General features: G+C 54.3%; 14 protein-coding genes. 7 read left to right on the top strand and 7 right to left on the bottom strand.

The genetic code is table 11. The annotated features are described in order from the left end of the window. Positions 1–190 precede the first annotated feature (190 nt). Positions 191–2,155: a hypothetical protein gene (locus tag I9182_RS18945; RefSeq protein WP_209507446.1), complete on the top strand. Its 1,965-nt coding sequence runs from the start codon at positions 191–193 to the stop codon at positions 2,153–2,155. A 62-nt stretch (positions 2,156–2,217) separates the two neighbouring features. After that, positions 2,218–3,027 carry an FkbM family methyltransferase gene (locus I9182_RS18940; protein WP_209599280.1) on the top strand — a complete coding sequence of 270 codons (810 nt, stop codon included), beginning with the start codon at positions 2,218–2,220 and terminating at the stop codon, positions 3,025–3,027. Between the two features lie 36 nt (positions 3,028–3,063). Here the strand turns inward: I9182_RS18940 and I9182_RS18935 are convergent, their stop codons facing one another. From I9182_RS18935 to I9182_RS20570, 3 genes are all read right to left on the bottom strand, one after another. After that, positions 3,064–4,089, bottom strand: a complete 1,026-nt coding sequence (locus I9182_RS18935) for a glycosyltransferase (RefSeq protein ID WP_209599279.1) — start codon at positions 4,087–4,089, stop codon at positions 3,064–3,066. Next, complete coding sequence (locus I9182_RS18930; RefSeq protein ID WP_209599278.1) at positions 4,086–5,327, bottom strand: hypothetical protein; 1,242 nt, start codon at positions 5,325–5,327, stop codon at positions 4,086–4,088. The genes I9182_RS18935 and I9182_RS18930 overlap by 4 nt, the downstream gene beginning before the upstream one ends. A gap of 277 nt (positions 5,328–5,604) precedes the next feature. Continuing rightward, positions 5,605–5,733, bottom strand: a complete 129-nt coding sequence (locus I9182_RS20570; protein ID WP_280922689.1) for a hypothetical protein — start codon at positions 5,731–5,733, stop codon at positions 5,605–5,607. 546 nt (positions 5,734–6,279) lie between these two features. Here I9182_RS20570 and I9182_RS18925 point away from each other — a divergent pair. After that, positions 6,280–8,268 carry an acyltransferase family protein gene (locus I9182_RS18925; protein WP_209599277.1) on the top strand — a complete coding sequence of 663 codons (1,989 nt, stop codon included), beginning with the start codon at positions 6,280–6,282 and terminating at the stop codon, positions 8,266–8,268. Positions 8,269–8,540: 272 nt separating this feature from the next. After that, on the top strand, positions 8,541–9,053 hold the full coding sequence (locus tag I9182_RS20505) for a VPLPA-CTERM sorting domain-containing protein (protein ID WP_245222741.1): 513 nt from the start codon (positions 8,541–8,543) through the stop codon (positions 9,051–9,053). A gap of 66 nt (positions 9,054–9,119) precedes the next feature. Here the strand turns inward: I9182_RS20505 and I9182_RS18915 are convergent, their stop codons facing one another. The 4 genes from I9182_RS18915 to I9182_RS18900 are packed head-to-tail and all read right to left on the bottom strand — an operon-like array spanning position 9,120 to position 13,250. Next, positions 9,120–10,004, bottom strand: coding sequence for a glycosyltransferase family A protein (locus I9182_RS18915; RefSeq protein ID WP_209507441.1), 885 nt, complete (start codon positions 10,002–10,004; stop codon positions 9,120–9,122). After that, the gene (locus tag I9182_RS18910) at positions 9,985–10,818 is read right to left on the bottom strand and encodes a CpsD/CapB family tyrosine-protein kinase (protein WP_209507440.1); all 834 of its coding nucleotides are present in this window, start codon (positions 10,816–10,818) and stop codon (positions 9,985–9,987) included. The genes I9182_RS18915 and I9182_RS18910 overlap by 20 nt, the downstream gene beginning before the upstream one ends. Positions 10,819–10,852: 34 nt before the next feature. Beyond that, positions 10,853–12,391, bottom strand: coding sequence for a lipopolysaccharide biosynthesis (locus I9182_RS18905; RefSeq protein WP_209599276.1), 1,539 nt, complete (start codon positions 12,389–12,391; stop codon positions 10,853–10,855). A gap of 1 nt (position 12,392) precedes the next feature. Beyond that, positions 12,393–13,250: an AAA family ATPase gene (locus I9182_RS18900; RefSeq protein WP_209599275.1), complete on the bottom strand. Its 858-nt coding sequence runs from the start codon at positions 13,248–13,250 to the stop codon at positions 12,393–12,395. 716 nt (positions 13,251–13,966) lie between these two features. Here I9182_RS18900 and I9182_RS18895 point away from each other — a divergent pair. The 3 genes from I9182_RS18895 to I9182_RS18885 all read left to right on the top strand — a co-directional run bounded on the left by I9182_RS18895 (position 13,967) and on the right by I9182_RS18885 (position 17,845). Continuing rightward, complete coding sequence (locus I9182_RS18895; RefSeq protein ID WP_209599274.1) at positions 13,967–14,596, top strand: sugar transferase; 630 nt, start codon at positions 13,967–13,969, stop codon at positions 14,594–14,596. Between the two features lie 69 nt (positions 14,597–14,665). Next, positions 14,666–17,116 carry a tetratricopeptide repeat protein gene (locus I9182_RS18890; protein WP_209599273.1) on the top strand — a complete coding sequence of 817 codons (2,451 nt, stop codon included), beginning with the start codon at positions 14,666–14,668 and terminating at the stop codon, positions 17,114–17,116. A gap of 102 nt (positions 17,117–17,218) precedes the next feature. After that, entirely contained in the window at positions 17,219–17,845 is a 627-nt protein-coding gene (locus tag I9182_RS18885) for a polysaccharide biosynthesis/export family protein (RefSeq protein WP_209599272.1), read from the top strand.

Here is a 17,845-nt window from a genome sequence, read left to right as displayed (position 1 = left end):
GTATGCTTGCAGTATTGATATCACATTGCGCATGCAATCCATCCGTTGGGCATAAAACACGCAACCAGATGAGAGTTACATGTTATCAGTAGATTGGTTGATTGAAGACATATGCTTTCAGCTGACATCCAGTATGCCTTTCATTGGGTAATCGTCGACTGCTGTATTTGATGAGATTGTATAAGACGTGATGGTATTGCGCCTTTTTATTTCACTCATTGTGTTGGCTGGCATTGTACTGGCCGGTCAGGGCGTCGCAGCAACACTTGCTGCTGATGCGGTGCGGCTGGATGAGGTACCGCCCTATTTCGCAGCCAGCGGCGTTCTGTTTTCCTATGTCTGGGTTCCTCTGGTCGCGCTGTCTGCTTCGGCGCTTTTTGTGGCACCGGGGTTGCTGCTGGCTTTGGGAATTGCTGCGCAGGGGGACCGGTTTGAGCACTGGCTGCTCAAGGGGTTTACATTGTCCTTGTTCGGTGTGCCTGCGCTCGCTGCTGTGGTACAGGCCGTCAGCGGTGTTCCCATGGCCGGGACGGCCTTCATTCTGTTGCTTGTTTTGCTTTGCCTGCCCGGCATCGGCCTGATCGCAGCCCGACCCAACCCTAATATCTTGCGGGGCAGGGGTTGGGATATAGCCGGCATGATTGCCTTGCCGCTGGCTGTTCTGCTCCTGCTGGCTCCGAAATTCTACTGGGAGTCGCTGAATGACGACGGGGCGCACAGCTTTCTGAACGCGATGTTGTTCATGACCCGTGGCCTGCCGTTCTGGCCACCGGATGCAGGGGGGGTCGGGGGATATCCGACCCCGAAAATGATGACGGAAACCTTCCTGCAAAGCGGGTTCATGCGGTTTTTCGGACCCTATGAAGTCTCTATCCGTCTTGCATATTTGCCAGGGGTTTCGATCCTTTTTGGGGTGATTTTGTCCTTTGTACGCGATCCCGAAGGACATACTGACTCACGAACCGTTTTCGGGCTTGGGGCAGCCCTGCTGCTGTTTTCGTTCGTGATGGCATTCAATCCATCCTACAATCCGTATTTTGCCGACATTGCGCTGCCCATGGCGCGCGAGCCGATGATCCTGCTGGGGGTGCTGGGCTATATCCTGTTCTTCAGCGAACGCAGGTTCGTCGGGATGGCGTTTGTGTCAACACTGGCTTTGCTGACCGCACCGAATGGCACCCTTCTTATCGGGTTTTTTCTGATTTCCCACTTCCTTCTGACCCGACCACTACCGTTCCGGCAGGTGATTGTCGGAGGGATGGTCGCCCTTGGGGTCCTGGTTCTGGCATCACTGTTTGAGATGATGCTGACATGGTGGGGGCTGATGGACGTGTCCGATGAGTTTGGGGCTGACAGTATTCTGCGCCGCCTGCGCTTCGTGACGATCTTCGACACCGGGCGGTTCCTGTTCTGGCTGCTACCTTGCGGGATTCTGCCCGGCCTGGCACTGCTGGCCTGGCCCTGGCAGGATAAGCTGTCCAGAACACTGACGCTGACGGTCATTGCCTATGTTCTGTTTTTCTATGTTCAGGCCTATCGGATCCTGCCCCATCATTTTGCACCCGCCGCAGTCATACCACTGATTGTCTTCTGGCGTTTGCGGCCGGTTCAGGTTGCTCCGGTCTCTGCACTGGCCTGTGCTCTGACAGGGCTTGCGGTCAGCGCCTGGATCAGCTGGCCGGAAACTCTGCGCCCGTTTACCCAGACCCGGGATCTTGGCTATCGTATCTCTATCGAAACTGATGAGAGCCCGTTCCCTGACCTGAACGAGATACGTGTTGTTCCGGCACTGATTGCCGGGGCATTCCCGCCCATCTGGACACAGGCCGAGTTGGAAAAGCGCTATATGGCTGGCCAGTTGTCGGTCTATGTTCATGCCAGAATGCCTGCATCTGACACTACGACCGCAGATTATTTCATACGCGCGGCAACAGCAGCTCTGGTGGATGGAGAAACTGTAATTGGCGAAGCTTTGGAGGGTTGGGTTTTGGTGGCGCGCGATCAGACGGTTTACGAAAATGACCTCGGGAACACCGATGTTCCGGTCAGTATTGCACGTGCCTATCGCGTACCACTTGATACCATCTTCGGACAGGGCACGCGTGAGACACCCTACCCGGTTTGGGACATCGCGAAAGTAGCGGGTCTAAGATAGCCACCGATTGAGAAATATAAGATTTGTCCCGAAGAAAAACGGGCAGTTAAATGGAGAACTCTATGAAGCAAAATCTTGCAAAACTGGTTGAATCATACCCGGTCCTCCAGAAGCCTGCCTATTTCGCCTATATCGGCGTGGTCAGCGCCCGGAATGTCAGCCGCCGGTTCGCCATGAACAATCTCGGCTACCTGCCCAAACGTGTGTCTGACAGGGGCCAGGACATGTGGGTGATCAACGAAGTCTATAATGGCAAGCGCAATGGTTTTTTTGTCGAGCTTGGTGCCGCCGATGGATTCTCAGACTCAAACACGTTCGCTCTGGAAAAACACTATGGCTGGACCGGACTTTTGATTGAACCCAACCCGGTCAATTACCATCGGATTACAAACTGGCATCACCGCACGGCCACCCCGGTTCCGCTGGCGGTTGATCCCGAACCGGGAAAGCTGGAGTTCATGATTGACGGTCAGCGCAGCAGCCTGCTGGTGGATGAGGCCGACAATATGACCGAGCGACGCGCTTCGAAACTGGCCCGGTTCCGGGAAAAGGGCAAGGTTGTAACGGTTGAGGCCGTACCTCTGGATGAGGTGTTCGATCGCTATGACGCGCCCAAGGATATCGATTACTTCAGTCTGGATGTCGAAGGGTCGGAAACGCGGATTCTGCGCAATTTCCCATTCGACAAATACCGTTTCCTGGCCATGACAATCGAACGCCCGACGCCGGAGCTCAACGAGTTGCTGTTCGCCAATGGCTATCATTTCGTGCGCAATTCGCTTTACGACACGTTCTATGTGCATGAAAGCAACCCGCGCTTCGATCAGGTTGAGAAATTACCGTTCGAACAACTCCCCGCGAAGCAGTTCTGAACCTGCCTCTGGCACACACCCATGTCGCGCGAACAATCAGTTCCGCGTGACATGGAGTTTCTGTTTCTGCCCCAGCACGTGGTATTCGAACAGGCACCAGACATAGATGGTGGCCGAGTAGACATAATAGACCTGATGATACAGCAGGCATTTGAATGCGAACCACGGTCCGCCATGCCCGGACATGGCGCGCACCAGATCGAAATTGGCGACAAAGGCGGCTGCAAGCAGCAATAGGGGCAGGGGCCATGCCCCCGGCCAGAATGGCAGGACCAGAAGCGACAGCAGCAACAGCCCCGCAATTGCAGCCCGTGCCCGCTCGGCCATCGAGGTGTTCAGGTCATCCGTCAGCCCCTCGCGCGAGATCATCAGCCGGGCCCAGGGCAGGGCGCGACAGAAAATATCCGTGCTCAGGCTGTTGCGTATGGTCCAGACTTTCAGGTGTTTACCCTGCAGCTGTGGCTCGACAAGGATACGGCGACCGGTCCCCGCGATCCGATAGCCCAGTTCGATATCCTCGATCGAGGGGACCTCATAGGTTTTCACGTCGAACCCGCCAACCTCAAGAAACACGTCGCGCCGGATTGCGCCGCACCCAGCCCAGAAGGTGCACGCCTCGCGCCGGGCGCGCTGATGGTGATAGCGGTGCAGAAGGTTCTTGTAACGCGAGAACCACGATTGCCCATCCGGCGCGTCGTCATAGGATCCGAACACGGCGCCGACATTATCCTCGGACATGGCACGGCGGATATGCTCCGGGCCATCGGGCCATGCGATGACGTCGGAATCGACGAACCACAGGATGTCACCGGTGGCGTGTTCGGCGGCCAGGTTGCGCGCAGCCCCCGGCCCGCCATTGACCGGCGTGGTCAGAACCGTGGCCCCCATTTCACGGGCAAGGGCCGCAGTCCCGTCCGGGGACTGGTCATCGACGACCAGAACCTGCTGCACCTGGCCGGTGTTCAGCATTTCAATCAGGGGTGTCAGGACACGGGGCAGCAGGTGCTCGGCCTTGTAGGCGGGCATGACGACGCTGATGGAAAGGGTTTGATCTGAAGTCACGAGGTATCTCCGGCCGTGCCTTGCGACACTGACGAACGCTGAACAAGAAAAAGAAAGGCAGCCGTGAAAGGCAGTAGCCACATCACGCGCGCGCCATATCGGTCTGCAGGTTGCGAGACCCCGCCACAGACCAGCGCGTTGACCGCGATCCCGATCAGAATGAACACGGCGAACAGTTTCAGCGGTGGGGCAACTCGTCCAGACCATAGCAACAACCTGATCACAATGATCGCCGAGATCAGATAGATTGTCGCGTGGATGGAATTGACCGGACCCAGCCAAGGCTGATCGCGCGTCAGGACAATTTTGTCGAGAACCGCCAGCTGTGCCTCGGGCAGCCCAGAAAGCGATTTTGCGTTTCGGATGACAGCCTCGTTCGGGATGGTCATCTCGATGCTGTTCATTCCCAGCTGGGTGAACGCATTTTTGCCAAGTGCGTATATCGTCCCGAACGGCCGGGCGACCAAAACCTGCAGGAAAAAGGCCCGCTGTTCGCTTGCTACGGCCCGCTGATCCTCAATCGGCATCAGCCGGAAAGACCCCAGCTTTTCGGATTGTTCGAAAATGATATGAGTAGCGGTCAATCGGTAAGGGTCATCGGACCAGGACAAAGCCTCGTGCAGGGCGCAGGTTGCCAGATCGGTGCGCGGACAGACATCATCCAGATAGTCCAGGCCGGGGCCGTCAACGATCAGACGTGCCGTGATATAGGGTGTATAGATTACCTCTTTCCGCGCAACGGTTTCTGTTGCGAATTCAAATGCTTTGCGCTCGGCAATGGCCAGCGCAACAAGGCATATGACAAACCCTGCCGCAAGCCATCGCCCGTATCCAAGACGCAGCAAGGCAGCCAGCACGACAAAGGGCACCATCAGTACGGCAATCCCCAGATGCGAGGGGTGCAGGACCACCGCGAACGCTGCCAAGGCCAGCGCGCCCAGCCATTCTATCAAGTTCATGTAACGACCTGCGGCAACAACCGCCGCAATCAGGATCAGCATCACCGATGTGAAAATATCCGGCATAACATAGGCGATATAGAAGGGCAGTGAGGTCACTGCCCCCGCTAATAAGGGAATGGTCACCAGTTGCAGCGTGCTACGCCCGGTTTGTGCGCTGCGCTGCAACAGGCGCATCGTCAGCCAGACTGCGAACAACAATGCGGCCAGATGAACCCCTGCAACGGCCCCCAGCGCATCACCCCGCCAGAAAGTCGCAACCAGCAGCGCATAAGCCATCGAGCGTGATCCGCCGGTTACCTCATCCTCTTCACCGTTTTGTTCTGCCTGGTTACCACTTGCCCCATTTTGAGCACCGGCCGGTTTTGGCGCAGGCAGGATAAGTGAGAGCGCTATATTGCCCTGACGAAAATAGCTCCCAGTATCAAAGTAATAGAGAGGGCCGCGATTGATAACCAAAACCGCCAGGCAAATGACCACCGTCGCTGCAAACAGCAGAGCCCCTCTGAACCTTCGGGGTGATCTTCCCGATGCAGTTTGCGCGGCCATCACCGTCCTACAGCTCCTTCATCGCCATCGCAGCAGGCTGAAACAGGCAGTTGTTACCTTCAGCCACTTCCCGGATGCATATCCCAACCAAAGCGCCCAATTTCATGGCGCTGGTTACACCCCCGGACGAATTCATCAGCAGTTCCCGCAATTTCTGCCGTCTCAGGCACAACATCAATTCGCATTATCTCCCTGCTTACAGGCAGGCACTTCAAACAAACGGGTAAACTGCAAAAAATCCGATCGAAAATAAGCGCCTGTACTCAGTACAATAACAACTCGACGCTACACGAAACTTCCGGTGCGTCGAAGGAGAAATATGACAAGCTTCGGGTTTCATATCTTTTTCCAGGCAGGGGGCGTCTGCAGACGCCATGCATTAGCTTTATCGCAGACAGTGTCTCGTTTTGGCTGGAATTGTTTCCCGTCCGGAATGCAGTGCAATCGGGCCTGATCTCAGGCGCAAATTTTATTTTTGCAAGACGATTGGTGCGGTGATGCAGGCAGGACAGCGGCCAGACCTTTTGCTGTACGTGTCAGCAGGTCCGCTCACCAGCCTCTAACAGCGCGCGCACCATGAACATGAACAGAGCATGACGACCTCAGCCACGCCACGTTCATCTACCGTTTTTATATTTCTCCGGACCCCACTTCGACAGTAATCAGTTCCCAGTTTTCGAAAATGAAATATAGACCCGAAGTAGATGGATTACGTGCGATCGCGGTAGTGCCAGTTGTGTTTTTTCACGCTGGCTTTTCACTCTTCAAAGGCGGTTTTGTCGGCGTCGACGTCTTTTTCGTAATTTCGGGTTATCTGATTACCTCAATCCTTCTTAAGGAACTCGAAGCTGGTACGTTCTCTCTTCTGAAATTCTATGAGCGCCGTGCCCGACGCATTCTTCCCGCTCTGGCAGTTATGGTCGCCGCCTGCATACCGGTGGCGATTTTCCTGATGACACCGACGGAAGCAAAGAATTTTGCGCAAAGCGTCGCGGCCGTCGGCCTTTTTGCTTCGAACGTATTGTTCTGGGTCGAGAGCGGTTATTTTGATCTCGACTCGGAAGAGAAACCGCTTCTTCACACTTGGAGTCTCGCGGTAGAAGAGCAGTTTTATATCGTATTCCCGCTGCTTTTGCTGCTGTTATGGACCTATAGAAGAAAACTGCTTGTTCCCATCTTGGTGCTTTTGGCCCTGCTCAGCCTTGTGCTGTGCGAATGGGGTGCACGAAATGCACCAAGCGCCACATTCTTTCTTGCGCCGACGCGTGCGTGGGAGCTGTTGGCCGGATCGTTCTGCGCCATGATCCTGCGACGTGGCACCACCTCCCATGATTTGCTGGCCGCATTGGGCGTCGTAATGATCGGAGTCTCCATTTTTGCCTTTGATGAGACAACGCCATTCCCATCGGTCTATGCTCTGCTCCCGGTAGGTGGCACAGTCTTTGTGATCCTGTTTGCCGGACCGACAACAGCAACGGGAAAACTGTTGGCCAAGCCCGTCTTCGTCGGTCTCGGGCTTATCAGCTACAGCGCCTATCTTTGGCATCAACCGCTCTTTGCCTTCGCCCGTCTCTGGACGCCATGGGCCCCATCGCCAACCGTTCTCATCTGCCTGATCATTCTGACATTCGTGATCGCGTATCTAAGCTGGCGCTATGTTGAAACGCCGTTCCGCCGCACTTCGGGGCCGCATTCCATTGCCCGGCGGCCGGTTTTTATCCTGGCGGTCACGGTCTCATTGTTGTTTGTGGCATTCGGCGGCTGGGGACAGATGACGAAAGGCTGGCGCAACGCCTATCTGGCGCGCATGTCTGAAGCAGAAAAACGTATGCTTACCCTGACAGAGCATGCGTATAATGAACAACTCGCCAATGCGCTGTCGCGCTTTGATAATGGCGACTGCGTCTTCGACATCCGCACGCTTGATGAGACCGCTCGTCAGCGTGCCACCGACTGTGCGCAGAAGTATGGTCCCGGTGTTCTCGTTCTAGGCGACAGCCACGCGATTGACCTTTACGGTGCGGTTATAACCACATCACAGGCCAACGAGCCCTTCATAGTCGGCGTTGTCTCAGGCGGGTGTCGTCCACATACGCTTTTGCCTGGTTGTGCTTACATGGAACTTGCTCAGTTCATTGAAGATCGCCCAGATGTTTTTGAATTCGCAGTCTATGAACAGGCGGGGTTTTATCTGTTGCACGGGGCCGGGTTTGATTTAGGCGGAAGACGTATGTTCGAAAGGTTGTCGCCAAATGAACCCGTACCCCGTTTCGAGCCCCACATGGGTTATGTTCAGGCCGTAAAAGAATATCTGGAACGCATCGCATCCCATATTCCGACAGTCTGGCTATCCCCCCGGATCGAGCCACATGTTCAACCGACCTTTATCCGGAAGGCGGGATGTGATTACCCTTATATGCTTCGCCCCGGAACGGAAGAGGTCTTTTTGAAACTCGAAGCTACGATCGCCGAAACTCTTTCAGCATCGCCGGTGGAATTCATGTCACAACACAACTTGCTCAAACTGTCTTTCCCAGAAGACTTCTTATCCTGTGATGTTCTTTTCTGGTCGGATGGTGACCACTTCAGCAACGCAGGTGAAGAACGATTTGGAAAAAGGATGCAGGTTGTTCAGAACGCACGCGCAGTGCTTGGGCTGGAGCGGAAGTGAAGCTCTTGGCGCCTGACGTTCCGTGAGCCCCTGATTCTCTTAACAATTACACCACCCATGTTCACAAAAGAGAAACAAACTAATCTATAAGGCTACATTATGCCCTCATGGGCGCCTAGATGCCGCAAAAAAAACATAATTTCTCAAAAAGACCTTAGCAATCAAACAGAAATGATTTATCAATCTTAACAGTAGGTGCCGTGCTAGGGGTATGCATGGACTCTGTTAGGTGGAAATAAAAGGTGGGTCCTTTAATGTTTAGAAATTTGAAAATGATGCTTGTGGGGCTTGTAGCCGCTGTCTTTATGAGCAGTTCGGCCAGCGCTCTGACACAGGTATCTGCCGGCGGCAGTTATGACATCACATCCGATAACCTGTTTTTTGGCGCGGTTGACACAGCTGCGGGCGGGCCGGGTGTCTACTCTGTCAATTTCACTTCGCCGGTTGATCCTCTGTCCGCATCTGCGCAAGCAACCATCGGCATTCGTCTGCTGACCAACGCTTTCCCGCTGGGCCTGACCGTAAGCTGGGTCGATGCAAACAACCCCTCCAATGTATTGGCCTCGACATCTGTCTTGGGCGGTGTGACAACGACACTGAGCACAATCTTCAGCAGCCTGTCCCCAAACACCCTGAGCCAGAACCTCGTGTTTAGCTGGGCTTCTTCTGCACCAAACGTGTCCTTTGACTTTGATGTGGCTGCAGTTCCGCTGCCGGCCGGTGGTCTTCTGCTTCTGACTGCACTTGGCGGTCTGGCCCTGACCCGTCGCCGCAAGGCTGCCTGAGCAAAACACACAAATCTGACCTACATGACCAGGGGCCGCTTTGCGGTCCCTTTTCAATTGGCTTGATCAGATATTACCGCCCGATGCCTGGCGCAGCATCCAGACCATCCTCTGACATCTGAGCCGGAATAAGGTGGTGATTGCGCGCAAGACCTCACCGGTTGAGGCCAATTTGTTACTGGATACAACTTTCGGGGTGTGTACGACTGCGCTTGCTGGCATGGCCAATGCACGAATAGCCCACCGCAAACGCGATGCAGCATTTGTTCCGTTCAACTGATATCCCTCTTGCGTCGTCCGTCGCCATTTGGCCTTCAGGGCCGGCCAGTCCTGCCGGGATGGATGGCTGACGCAAAACTCGTCCCGGTAAATCAGACTATAGCCCTGGGCAACGGCGCGCATGGTCCATTCCCGATCCTCGGATACGCCATTGATGAACCCACCGATCTTGTCGAATACATCCCGTCGAGTCAGCAGGTTACCTGCCCCGGAACATCCCTGAACTTCGATGTACCGGCGGAAATTAAAGGCAAATACAGCCTCAAATGCCTCGGCACCGCTGCGGGGTGACGGGGTTTCATCAAACACGTCAACCCGGCCTCCGATCAAATCTGCCAAATCTGCGATCTGGCGTCCGACCGTCAGCCAATCCGGCGCAGGAACACAATCCGCATCGATAAAAAACAAACGTGGCGCCGTCGTTTCCGCTACGCCACGATTGCGCGCATGGGCTGCTCCCTTTTGCGGCTCCACCAGAAAGCGCACCTCGGGGAAGGCCCGCCGGATGCCATCCAACGAAATCGGAGAGTTGTTGTCTACAACAACGACTTCGGTTCCACCCAGGTCATTTTTCCTGAGTGCGTGCAGGCATCGTTCCAGCCTTGGAAGGTCGTTATAATGAGGTATGATTACCGCATCGACCGGAGCTTCTTCAGTACGTGCCGTACTCATTCCCGAAGGCCCCACTGATATACCGGCATTTGTTCAAAACAATTCCCATGACATTCGTGAGTTCTGCCAATTGCCGCTCGGCGATGTCGATATGATCAATGCTTGTTTCTTCCGCTGCTGCCAAAAGCAAAGCGCAGTCGACATTCTTAAGAAAACCATGGCTGTCGTCGCTGGCCATCAGTGGCGGCGTGTCAAACAGAATGACATCGGGTTTGTATTCCGCTTCGAGCTGCTCCAGAAATTCGATTGTCCGCCGGCTTTGCAGAATTTCTGCAGGGTTGCGTGTTGAAGAGAAGTTCAACCCGAAAATCACGTTGTTACCGTGGCGCAGTGCGTGTTCGTGAAACGGCACTTTCCCCTGGATGACATCAGCCATACTGTAATTTCCGGTTTGCTTCAGTATCTCTGCCAATCCCCTGCGCCGCATGTCGAAATCGATCACGATCGTGCGCAAGTCCTCCTGTCTGCTCAGGCTGAATGCCAGATTTGCAGCTGCCGTACTTTTACCGCACCCGCTATAGGGAGAGGTAAGCGCCACTCTCCGCCAGCCTTTGGACAAGGTCTGCTGCAACATCTTGGTCCGCAACATGTCATAAGGCGTTGCATCAGCCCCACCGTTAAAAGACATCAGACGCTTGCGGGAGATGAGCCCTGGGTCAATCACGATCTCGGGTACAGTCAGCCAGATGTCCTCATCCGCGCTTTCCTGGGGAACATGCAGCTGTTCTTCAGTTACTGGCTGCAGTGGTTGAGGCTGTTGACGGCTGTCTCGTGCCCTGCGGGCCTTCTGAATCGCCTGCTGAAGACGGTCCATTACACCCTCCTTGATTCAATCAGAACAGAAATCACTAGAACACCCCAAGCTTGTCGATCACTTTTTCAGCGAACAGATCCAGTGGCAGATAATAGGTATGCACAGCCCAAACGCCTGCAGGCACACCAACCATAATCACCAGAATGGCTACAACCCAGATAAGGCGCTGCTTCATCACTTCACCCCGAGATCGTACATATGGGATGGTCGCGATGGGCCACACGTCCAGCTTCTTGATCAGATCCTCAGGTCGACGCGGGGCCCGGTTCAACACCTCAAGCAAAAAGATCAAAGCCAAACCCAAGGCGATACCAGTCCCTATTCCCCCGCCTGCAATTACCAGACGGTTGGGCTTGGTCGGTGTGCTGGGGACAGAAGGATGTTCAATTACCGAAATACGCTGCCCCTGAGACGTAACTTCGATCCGCTCACCAGTTGAAGCCGAGGCCAAACGGGAAACGGCTGTATTATATTGCGCCTGGATATTACTTTGGTCGCGCTGCAATTCTGCCAGCGTAATCGAATTTGCAGGAGTCAGTTCAATTGACTGGGTTACCTTTTCAAGGCTTTCCTCAGTGACAGTTCGCTGATCTTCAAGTGCGGCGATTTGCGAATCCAACTGAGCTAGTTGCAGATCAAGTGACGAGTTTCCCGTTTGTGTGGCTGTCGTAGCTGCGCTTGTACTCTGTTCAGCTGCGACAACTTCCTCCAAACGGTTGATCCGGGCGCGTAAAATCTTAATCTGCGGGCTGCTTTCGGAATAAATCCCCAGCTGGTTATCAAGCTGGTTACGCAATTGGGTTAGCTGTTGCTGGGCCTGTGTCTGCGGCTGCTGTCCAACAGTCGTGATCTGACCTGTCGTGCTGTAGATTTCCAGCAGTTTCTCTCGCTGCTTCTGCAGGGTAAAAATCTGCTGATCGGTTTGCTGAAGACTGGCTTGCAATGTTCCTTGCCGCGCCATGCGAAACTGCAGGCTGGCCGGCAGGGCGCCAGCGTTCTCACTCTGAAACTCGAGAACCCTCGCGTCGGCCCTGTCGAGCTCAGCACCAAGGCGCTCGACTTCCTGCTCAAAGAACGCAAGTGTGTCAGATGCTCGTTCTTTACGATACTCGACATCAAGCTTTTGAATTTCCGTTAGATACTCGTTCAGCACGCCGGCTACGATTGGCCCGCTTCTGCCGTCGAACGTAATCGACATCAGGTTTGCCTGATTGCGACCGGAAGAAATTCGAACCCGGGTATTTGAGCGCAGCTCATGAAGGATCTCATCCGGAGTAGCCTCATCCTGGTTCGGCAACACCTTATATTTGCGTGAAATATCAAGAAGAACCGGTCGCGTAAGCAAACGTTGTTCAACAATCTGGAGCTGTTCAAACGGAGATGTCGTAACCGTACTGGCCGCCAAATTTCCCGGAATCTGCGGGGATTCAACAATCAGACGTATTGTGGAGGAATAGGTTGGTGGCAAGGTCATTGCCACAGTGACCGAAATCGCTGAGACAATCGTCGCCACAATGAGGAAATACGGAAACCGCCGCAGGAAAATGGAGGAATAGTAGCGTACAGGACCCATCTTAGACCGCCAGCTCCTTCTCAAGCGAGTTTCCGCCAAAGAACACGCCATCATCGATCACCTGATTGATGATAGTTTCGTCGACCTTGTCCGCTTCATTTGTCCAGGCATAAAGCAGGGCAAAGTCGCAGAACTGATTGACCAGACGTGGCACACCGCGGGTCTGTTGAAAAATCAGCTTGCAGGCGTCTTCTGTAAACTCGCCGCCGGACCCACCGGCCGTTTTCATTCGATGCCTGATATAGGCTTCGACGGACGACTCATCCATCCGTTCCAGATGAAAACTTGCGGCCACGCGCTGCGTCAGCTGGCGCATCTTGGGATCCAGAACCATGTCGCGCAATTCAGGTTGGCCAACCAGAACAAGCTGGATCAGTTCGTCCGTGTTCGAGTTGATATTGGTCAGCATACGGATTTCTTCCAGACCTTCGACTGTCAGGTTCTGCGCTTCGTCAAAGATCAGGACCACCCGCCGCCCTTCGGCATATTCCGCAACCAGAAAATCCTGCAAATCCCGGAACAGTTGAACATAGGGGGCGTCGTTGTTAATTGGCAGACCCAACGCATGCAGAACCCATTGCAACAGCTCTCCGCGACCACCCTGCGCATTCGAGATCAGCCCAACGGTGATCGACTCTTCCATTTCACTCAGAAGATGCTGCACCAGGGTTGTTTTCCCGGCCCCGATCTCGCCTGTCAGCACTGTAATGGGTGCGCAGCTCATGATGCCGAACTGCAGCACCGAATACCCACGCTTGTGCAGCGGTGACCAGTACATGAATCCGGGGTCCGGAAGCAGTGTGAAGGGCCGCCGATCGAGCCCGAAATAGTCTAGATAAAACCCGTCACTGGACGCCATTGCACCTCGGCTGCCTTCCGCCTTGTCAAACCTCGTACCGGCCCCCTGGAGATTATCCAAACTTAAACTCTGAACCACCAGAAATCCCTTACATAAAGAACACGTCACATAAACAAAAAGTACTTGGGTACTACTTTGCCACAAAATCAAGATAGCAGGCACCACTAAACTGCACACGCGGTGAATTGACCTGCGACCCCCTTCAATCAGAAATATTTCTCACAATTGTTTCCATCTACGCCTTTGGAAAAGGTCCGTCGATGGCGCCTTGGCAATCTGGCTTGAACACGAGTCAAAAAGGCCTCTGGGAGGTCAAAGCTGGCTCCAAAAGCACATAATTTAATCCATTGTAGCCAAAGAGGAAACAGAAACTCTTGAACTTTCAACAGATCCGTTGAGCAAAGTTCCACGATCCTGTTGGAAAACACTCGTACTAAGTCGTTCTGAGGTGTCCTTGCCAGTATTAATGTTTTGCAAGCCAAGCTGAATTTGTTAACACTTGGTTACGGGAAAGTGGCCTCGCGAATGTGCAAGCGCAGGGTCGAAGTGGCATAAAAACATAAGATTTTAAGTATATGTAGTTGAGGTCGAGCGTGTTCTGTTCCTGAGTTTGGCAAGTGGTTCGTGAGTATTTGTGTGTGTTGGGGGTTTAAATAGTGACAAGTCATTCAAAAGAAGTGGCCAACGCTGGCGCGGGCTACTCTAGCATCTCTGTTATGCCAACCTCAGTTCAGTATCCGGGGTTCTACAGAGGTGTGGGAAAACGCATCTTTGATATTGCGTTTACACTGCTTGCAGCGCCGTTCGTCGTTCCGATGGTTGTGCTTCTGGCCGTATTTCTGGCCAGTCAGGGCGTAACACCGTTTTACCGGCAGGAGCGGGTTGGAAAAGACGGCAAGGTTTTCAAGCTGCTCAAACTGCGCACTATGGTGCATGACGCTGAGGCCGTGCTGAAAGAACATCTAGCAGCCGACCCCGAAGCCCGGGAAGAGTGGAACCGCAACCAGAAGCTTCGCAACGATCCACGCATCATTAAATTCGGCACATTCCTGCGCAAATCCTCAATGGATGAATTGCCGCAATTCTGGAACGTTTTTGTGGGTGAAATGTCTCTGGTCGGACCTCGCCCGATGATGGTGAACCAGCAGGATCTTTATCCCGGCAAATTCTACAACGCGATGCGCCCTGGCATTTCCGGGTTTTGGCAGGTGTCCAAGCGCAACCAGTCTTCATTTGCCGAACGCGCTCATCACGACACAAATTACTGGAAAAGCATGTCGTTCGGCACAGATGTGTCAATCCTGATCCGGACTATCTCCGTCGTCCTGCGCGGCACCGGGTGTTAAACCCGGAACGCGTGGCCGGGTAAAACTGTCGGCTGCGTGCGATTTCGTAACTTTTGCGGGAGTGCAGCATTGAGCAGAGCCGGGACCTCTATCAACAAATTACTGGCCAGCGCCTTCTTGGCCGCAGCCCTGTTATTGAGCGCGTGCGACTCGGCCGAAGAACGCGCGGAGGCGCATTTCCAGGCCGGTCTGGCTCATCTGGAAGCTGGTGACGTCGAGCGCGCATTGGTCGAATTCAGGAATGTCTTCAAACTCAACGGTCAGCACAAAGAGGCGCGACTGACCTTCGCCCGGCTGGAGCGCGAGCGGGGCAATATCCGTGGTGCCTACAGCCAGTATCTGAGACTGGTAGAGCAATATCCGGACAACCTCGAAGGACAGCGCAGCCTTGCCGAGATGGCACTGGAAATTGGCAACTGGGATGATGTCAGACGTTACGGCGGCGCTGCCGCAGCACTGGCCCCGAACGATATCGAAATCAAATCCATCAACAACACGCTGACTTATACCGACGCGGTCAGAAATGGCGATGCCGCAGGCGTGGATTTCACTGTCCACACCGCCCTCAAGATGATCGAGAAACACCCCGATCTGATGACTGCGCGGCAGATCGTGATTGACCATCTGGTCCGCGACAAGGACTGGACCGGCGTCTTGAACGAGACCAGTGCGGCACTTGATATCAATCCAAAGGAGGAAAACCTTTACGGGATTCGCCTCCGCGCGCTGCGGGAACTGGACAAGCCCACTGAAATCGAAACGCTGCTCAGACAAATGGCATTTGTGTTCCCTGACGATGAAGGCGTCGAACAGTTACTCGTCCAGCATTTTATCGACCAGGGCAATCTGGATGCCGCAGAGCAGATGCTGCGCTCAGAGGTGGACCCAAAAGACACAGATTACATGCCAGCCCAGCGTCTGGTCGCGTTTTTGAACGAAAATCGCAGTATATCGGCCGCGATTACCGAATTGGATACGATCATCACGCATAACGGACCCAATACCGCACGCTTCAAAACGATACGCGCCGCATTGAAATTCCGTTCTGGCGACAAACAGACCGCAATTGCCGAGATGCACGCATTGCTTGAAGGCGCGCAACGCACCATTCAGACAAGGGAAAACGAGGTGGAATTTGCAAGAATGCTATTCCAAACTGACGACCCCGGCGCAGCAAGAACCTTGATTGAAAACGTGCTTTCAGAAGATCCCACCCAAGTTGAGGCGCTCAAGTTCAAGGCATCATGGTTGATTGAAGAAGACAATATCGGTGATGCCATTGTTCAATTGCGCGAAGCACTTCGCCAAGATCCCCGCGACCCGCAATTGATGACCCTTATGGCGCAGGCTCATGAACGCAATGGGGACAGGGAGCTGATGGGGGAAATGCTGGCCCTGGCGACGGAAGTATCGCGAAATGCGCCGGAGGAAACACTGCGCTACGCTCAGTTCTTAATAGAAGAAAATGACCCGGAAATTGCCGAACGCATCCTGATCGCATCTCTACAGCAGACACCCGAAGAACCCGATCTTCTGTTCCTTTTGGGTGAAGTTTATCTGGGTATGAAAGACTGGGCGCGGCTGGAGGTTGTCCTGCGCTCTGTCAAGGACCTGAACACCCCCGAGGCACGGCGCCTCGCAAATGAACTCAAGGCCCACATGCTTGCAGCCCAGGCGCGCACGGAGGAACTGACTGCCTTCCTGAACGAGTTAACAGATGATCCCGAATTTGGCCTGCCAGCCGATATCGCACTTATTCGCTCGTTGCTGGCACAGGGGCATGCCACTGCCGCCTTTGCTCGCCTTGACGAACTGCTCGCAGAAGATCCGGATTCTCTGCCGGTGCGATTGGTCAAGGCCCACGCTTTGACGGGCGAAGGCAAACGCGACGAGGCTGAGCAGCTCTATCGCGCGATCCTCGAGGACTATCCGGATACAACGCGGGCCTGGTTATCACTGCACGCACTGATCGTTGAACGCAACGAGGTTGAACTGGCCAAAAGCATTCTGACAGATGCCCTGACCAGATTGCCCGAGAACCCCGAGCTTCTCATGCTGCAGGCGGCAGATCACGAACGCTCCGGAGAGCTGGATCAGGCGATCTCGGTCTATGAAAAACTTTACCCGCTCAGCAACCGATCCTTGGTTGTGGCCAACAACCTGGCCAGCCTGTTGACAACCCACCGCAGCGATGACGAAAGCCTGCAACGCGCCAGCGTTTTGGCAAGGCGACTCCGCGGCACCCGCGTGCCTGTCTTTCAGGAAACCTATGGCTGGGTTTCTTACAGAATGGGCAATTATGACGAGGCCGTCAGCTATCTTGAACTCGCAGCGCGCGCATTCCCCGATCACCCCACAGTTCTATATCATCTGGGCAAAGCCTATGCCGCTGTCGACCGTCGAGAGGACGCCCTGCGCGCGTATCGTGCAGCACGGGCGACGGGAGTTCCCCTGAACATTTCACCTTCGCTGGAAGAAGAGATCGAACAGGTCAGTTCCGCGGACAAGCTGGGGCAATAGTGTTTCCAAAGCGGAATCCGCTGCAAATCTGCCGCATCTCGCATCCGTATGAAACGCTGCAGATTGTTTCGTTACCAATGAGTTGGCATAAAGGGGAAAAATATGAGAGATTTGAACATGCGGACAGTAATCGCTTCATTGATTGCGTTTGTCATGACTATGGTCGTGGCAAGCGGGGCTTGGGCGCAATCCTATCAGATCCAGCCGGGTGATGCTCTTCAGATTGAGGTATTGGAAGACCCCTCCCTGAACCGAACCGTTCTGGTTTTGCCAGACGGCTCCATCACCTTTCCCCTTGCCGGATCAATTCGGGCAGGAGGACTATCAACGAATGGATTAAGTTCATCCCTGGCATCGGCGCTGGCACCAAATTTCAATGCACCGCCGACCGTATTTACATCGATTGCAAGGGTCGCACCTCCTGCGTTTCCCGGATCTCTCACTCCAACCGGACCGACAATTGATGTCTTTATCATGGGTGAAGTCAACGCACCCGGAAAATATCTTGCAACCGAGGGAACAACTATTCTTCAGGTTTTGGCCCAGGCTGGTGGCCTGACCAATTTCGCGGCTCGCAAGCGCATCGAATTGCGCCGGGCTGACAGTAAAGCAGGCGCGGTAAACAAATATAAATATAACTACGATGGCTCGGGCAGTGGCATCAAAGGCAATACAGTTCTTAAGACCGGAGACGTTGTTGTGGTGCCCGCACGCCGTTTGTTCGAATAG

This window comes from Ruegeria sp. HKCCSP351, from assembly GCF_017872535.1.
Lineage (GTDB): Bacteria > Pseudomonadota > Alphaproteobacteria > Rhodobacterales > Rhodobacteraceae > Ruegeria.
Note: the sequence above shows the minus strand (reverse complement) of the source record. Positions and strands in the feature narration are given on the sequence as shown.

What these genes read in the sequence shown, in the direction of transcription:
- I9182_RS18930 (WP_209599278.1), bottom strand. Translation starts at nt 5,327, where the DNA reads ATGGCTTATGCGCTGCTGGTTGCGACTTTCTGGCGGGGTGATGCGCTG.
- I9182_RS18925 (WP_209599277.1), top strand. Translation starts at nt 6,280, where the DNA reads ATGAAATATAGACCCGAAGTAGATGGATTACGTGCGATCGCGGTAGTG.
- I9182_RS18910 (WP_209507440.1), bottom strand. Translation starts at nt 10,818, where the DNA reads ATGGACCGTCTTCAGCAGGCGATTCAGAAGGCCCGCAGGGCACGAGAC.
- I9182_RS18900 (WP_209599275.1), bottom strand. Translation starts at nt 13,250, where the DNA reads ATGGCGTCCAGTGACGGGTTTTATCTAGACTATTTCGGGCTCGATCGG.
- I9182_RS18945 (WP_209507446.1), top strand. Translation starts at nt 191, where the DNA reads ATGGTATTGCGCCTTTTTATTTCACTCATTGTGTTGGCTGGCATTGTA.
- I9182_RS18885 (WP_209599272.1), top strand. Translation starts at nt 17,219, where the DNA reads ATGAGAGATTTGAACATGCGGACAGTAATCGCTTCATTGATTGCGTTT.
- I9182_RS18895 (WP_209599274.1), top strand. Translation starts at nt 13,967, where the DNA reads ATGCCAACCTCAGTTCAGTATCCGGGGTTCTACAGAGGTGTGGGAAAA.
- I9182_RS20570 (WP_280922689.1), bottom strand. Translation starts at nt 5,733, where the DNA reads ATGAATTCGTCCGGGGGTGTAACCAGCGCCATGAAATTGGGCGCTTTG.
- I9182_RS18915 (WP_209507441.1), bottom strand. Translation starts at nt 10,004, where the DNA reads ATGAGTACGGCACGTACTGAAGAAGCTCCGGTCGATGCGGTAATCATA.
- I9182_RS18905 (WP_209599276.1), bottom strand. Translation starts at nt 12,391, where the DNA reads ATGGGTCCTGTACGCTACTATTCCTCCATTTTCCTGCGGCGGTTTCCG.
- I9182_RS20505 (WP_245222741.1), top strand. Translation starts at nt 8,541, where the DNA reads ATGATGCTTGTGGGGCTTGTAGCCGCTGTCTTTATGAGCAGTTCGGCC.
- I9182_RS18940 (WP_209599280.1), top strand. Translation starts at nt 2,218, where the DNA reads ATGAAGCAAAATCTTGCAAAACTGGTTGAATCATACCCGGTCCTCCAG.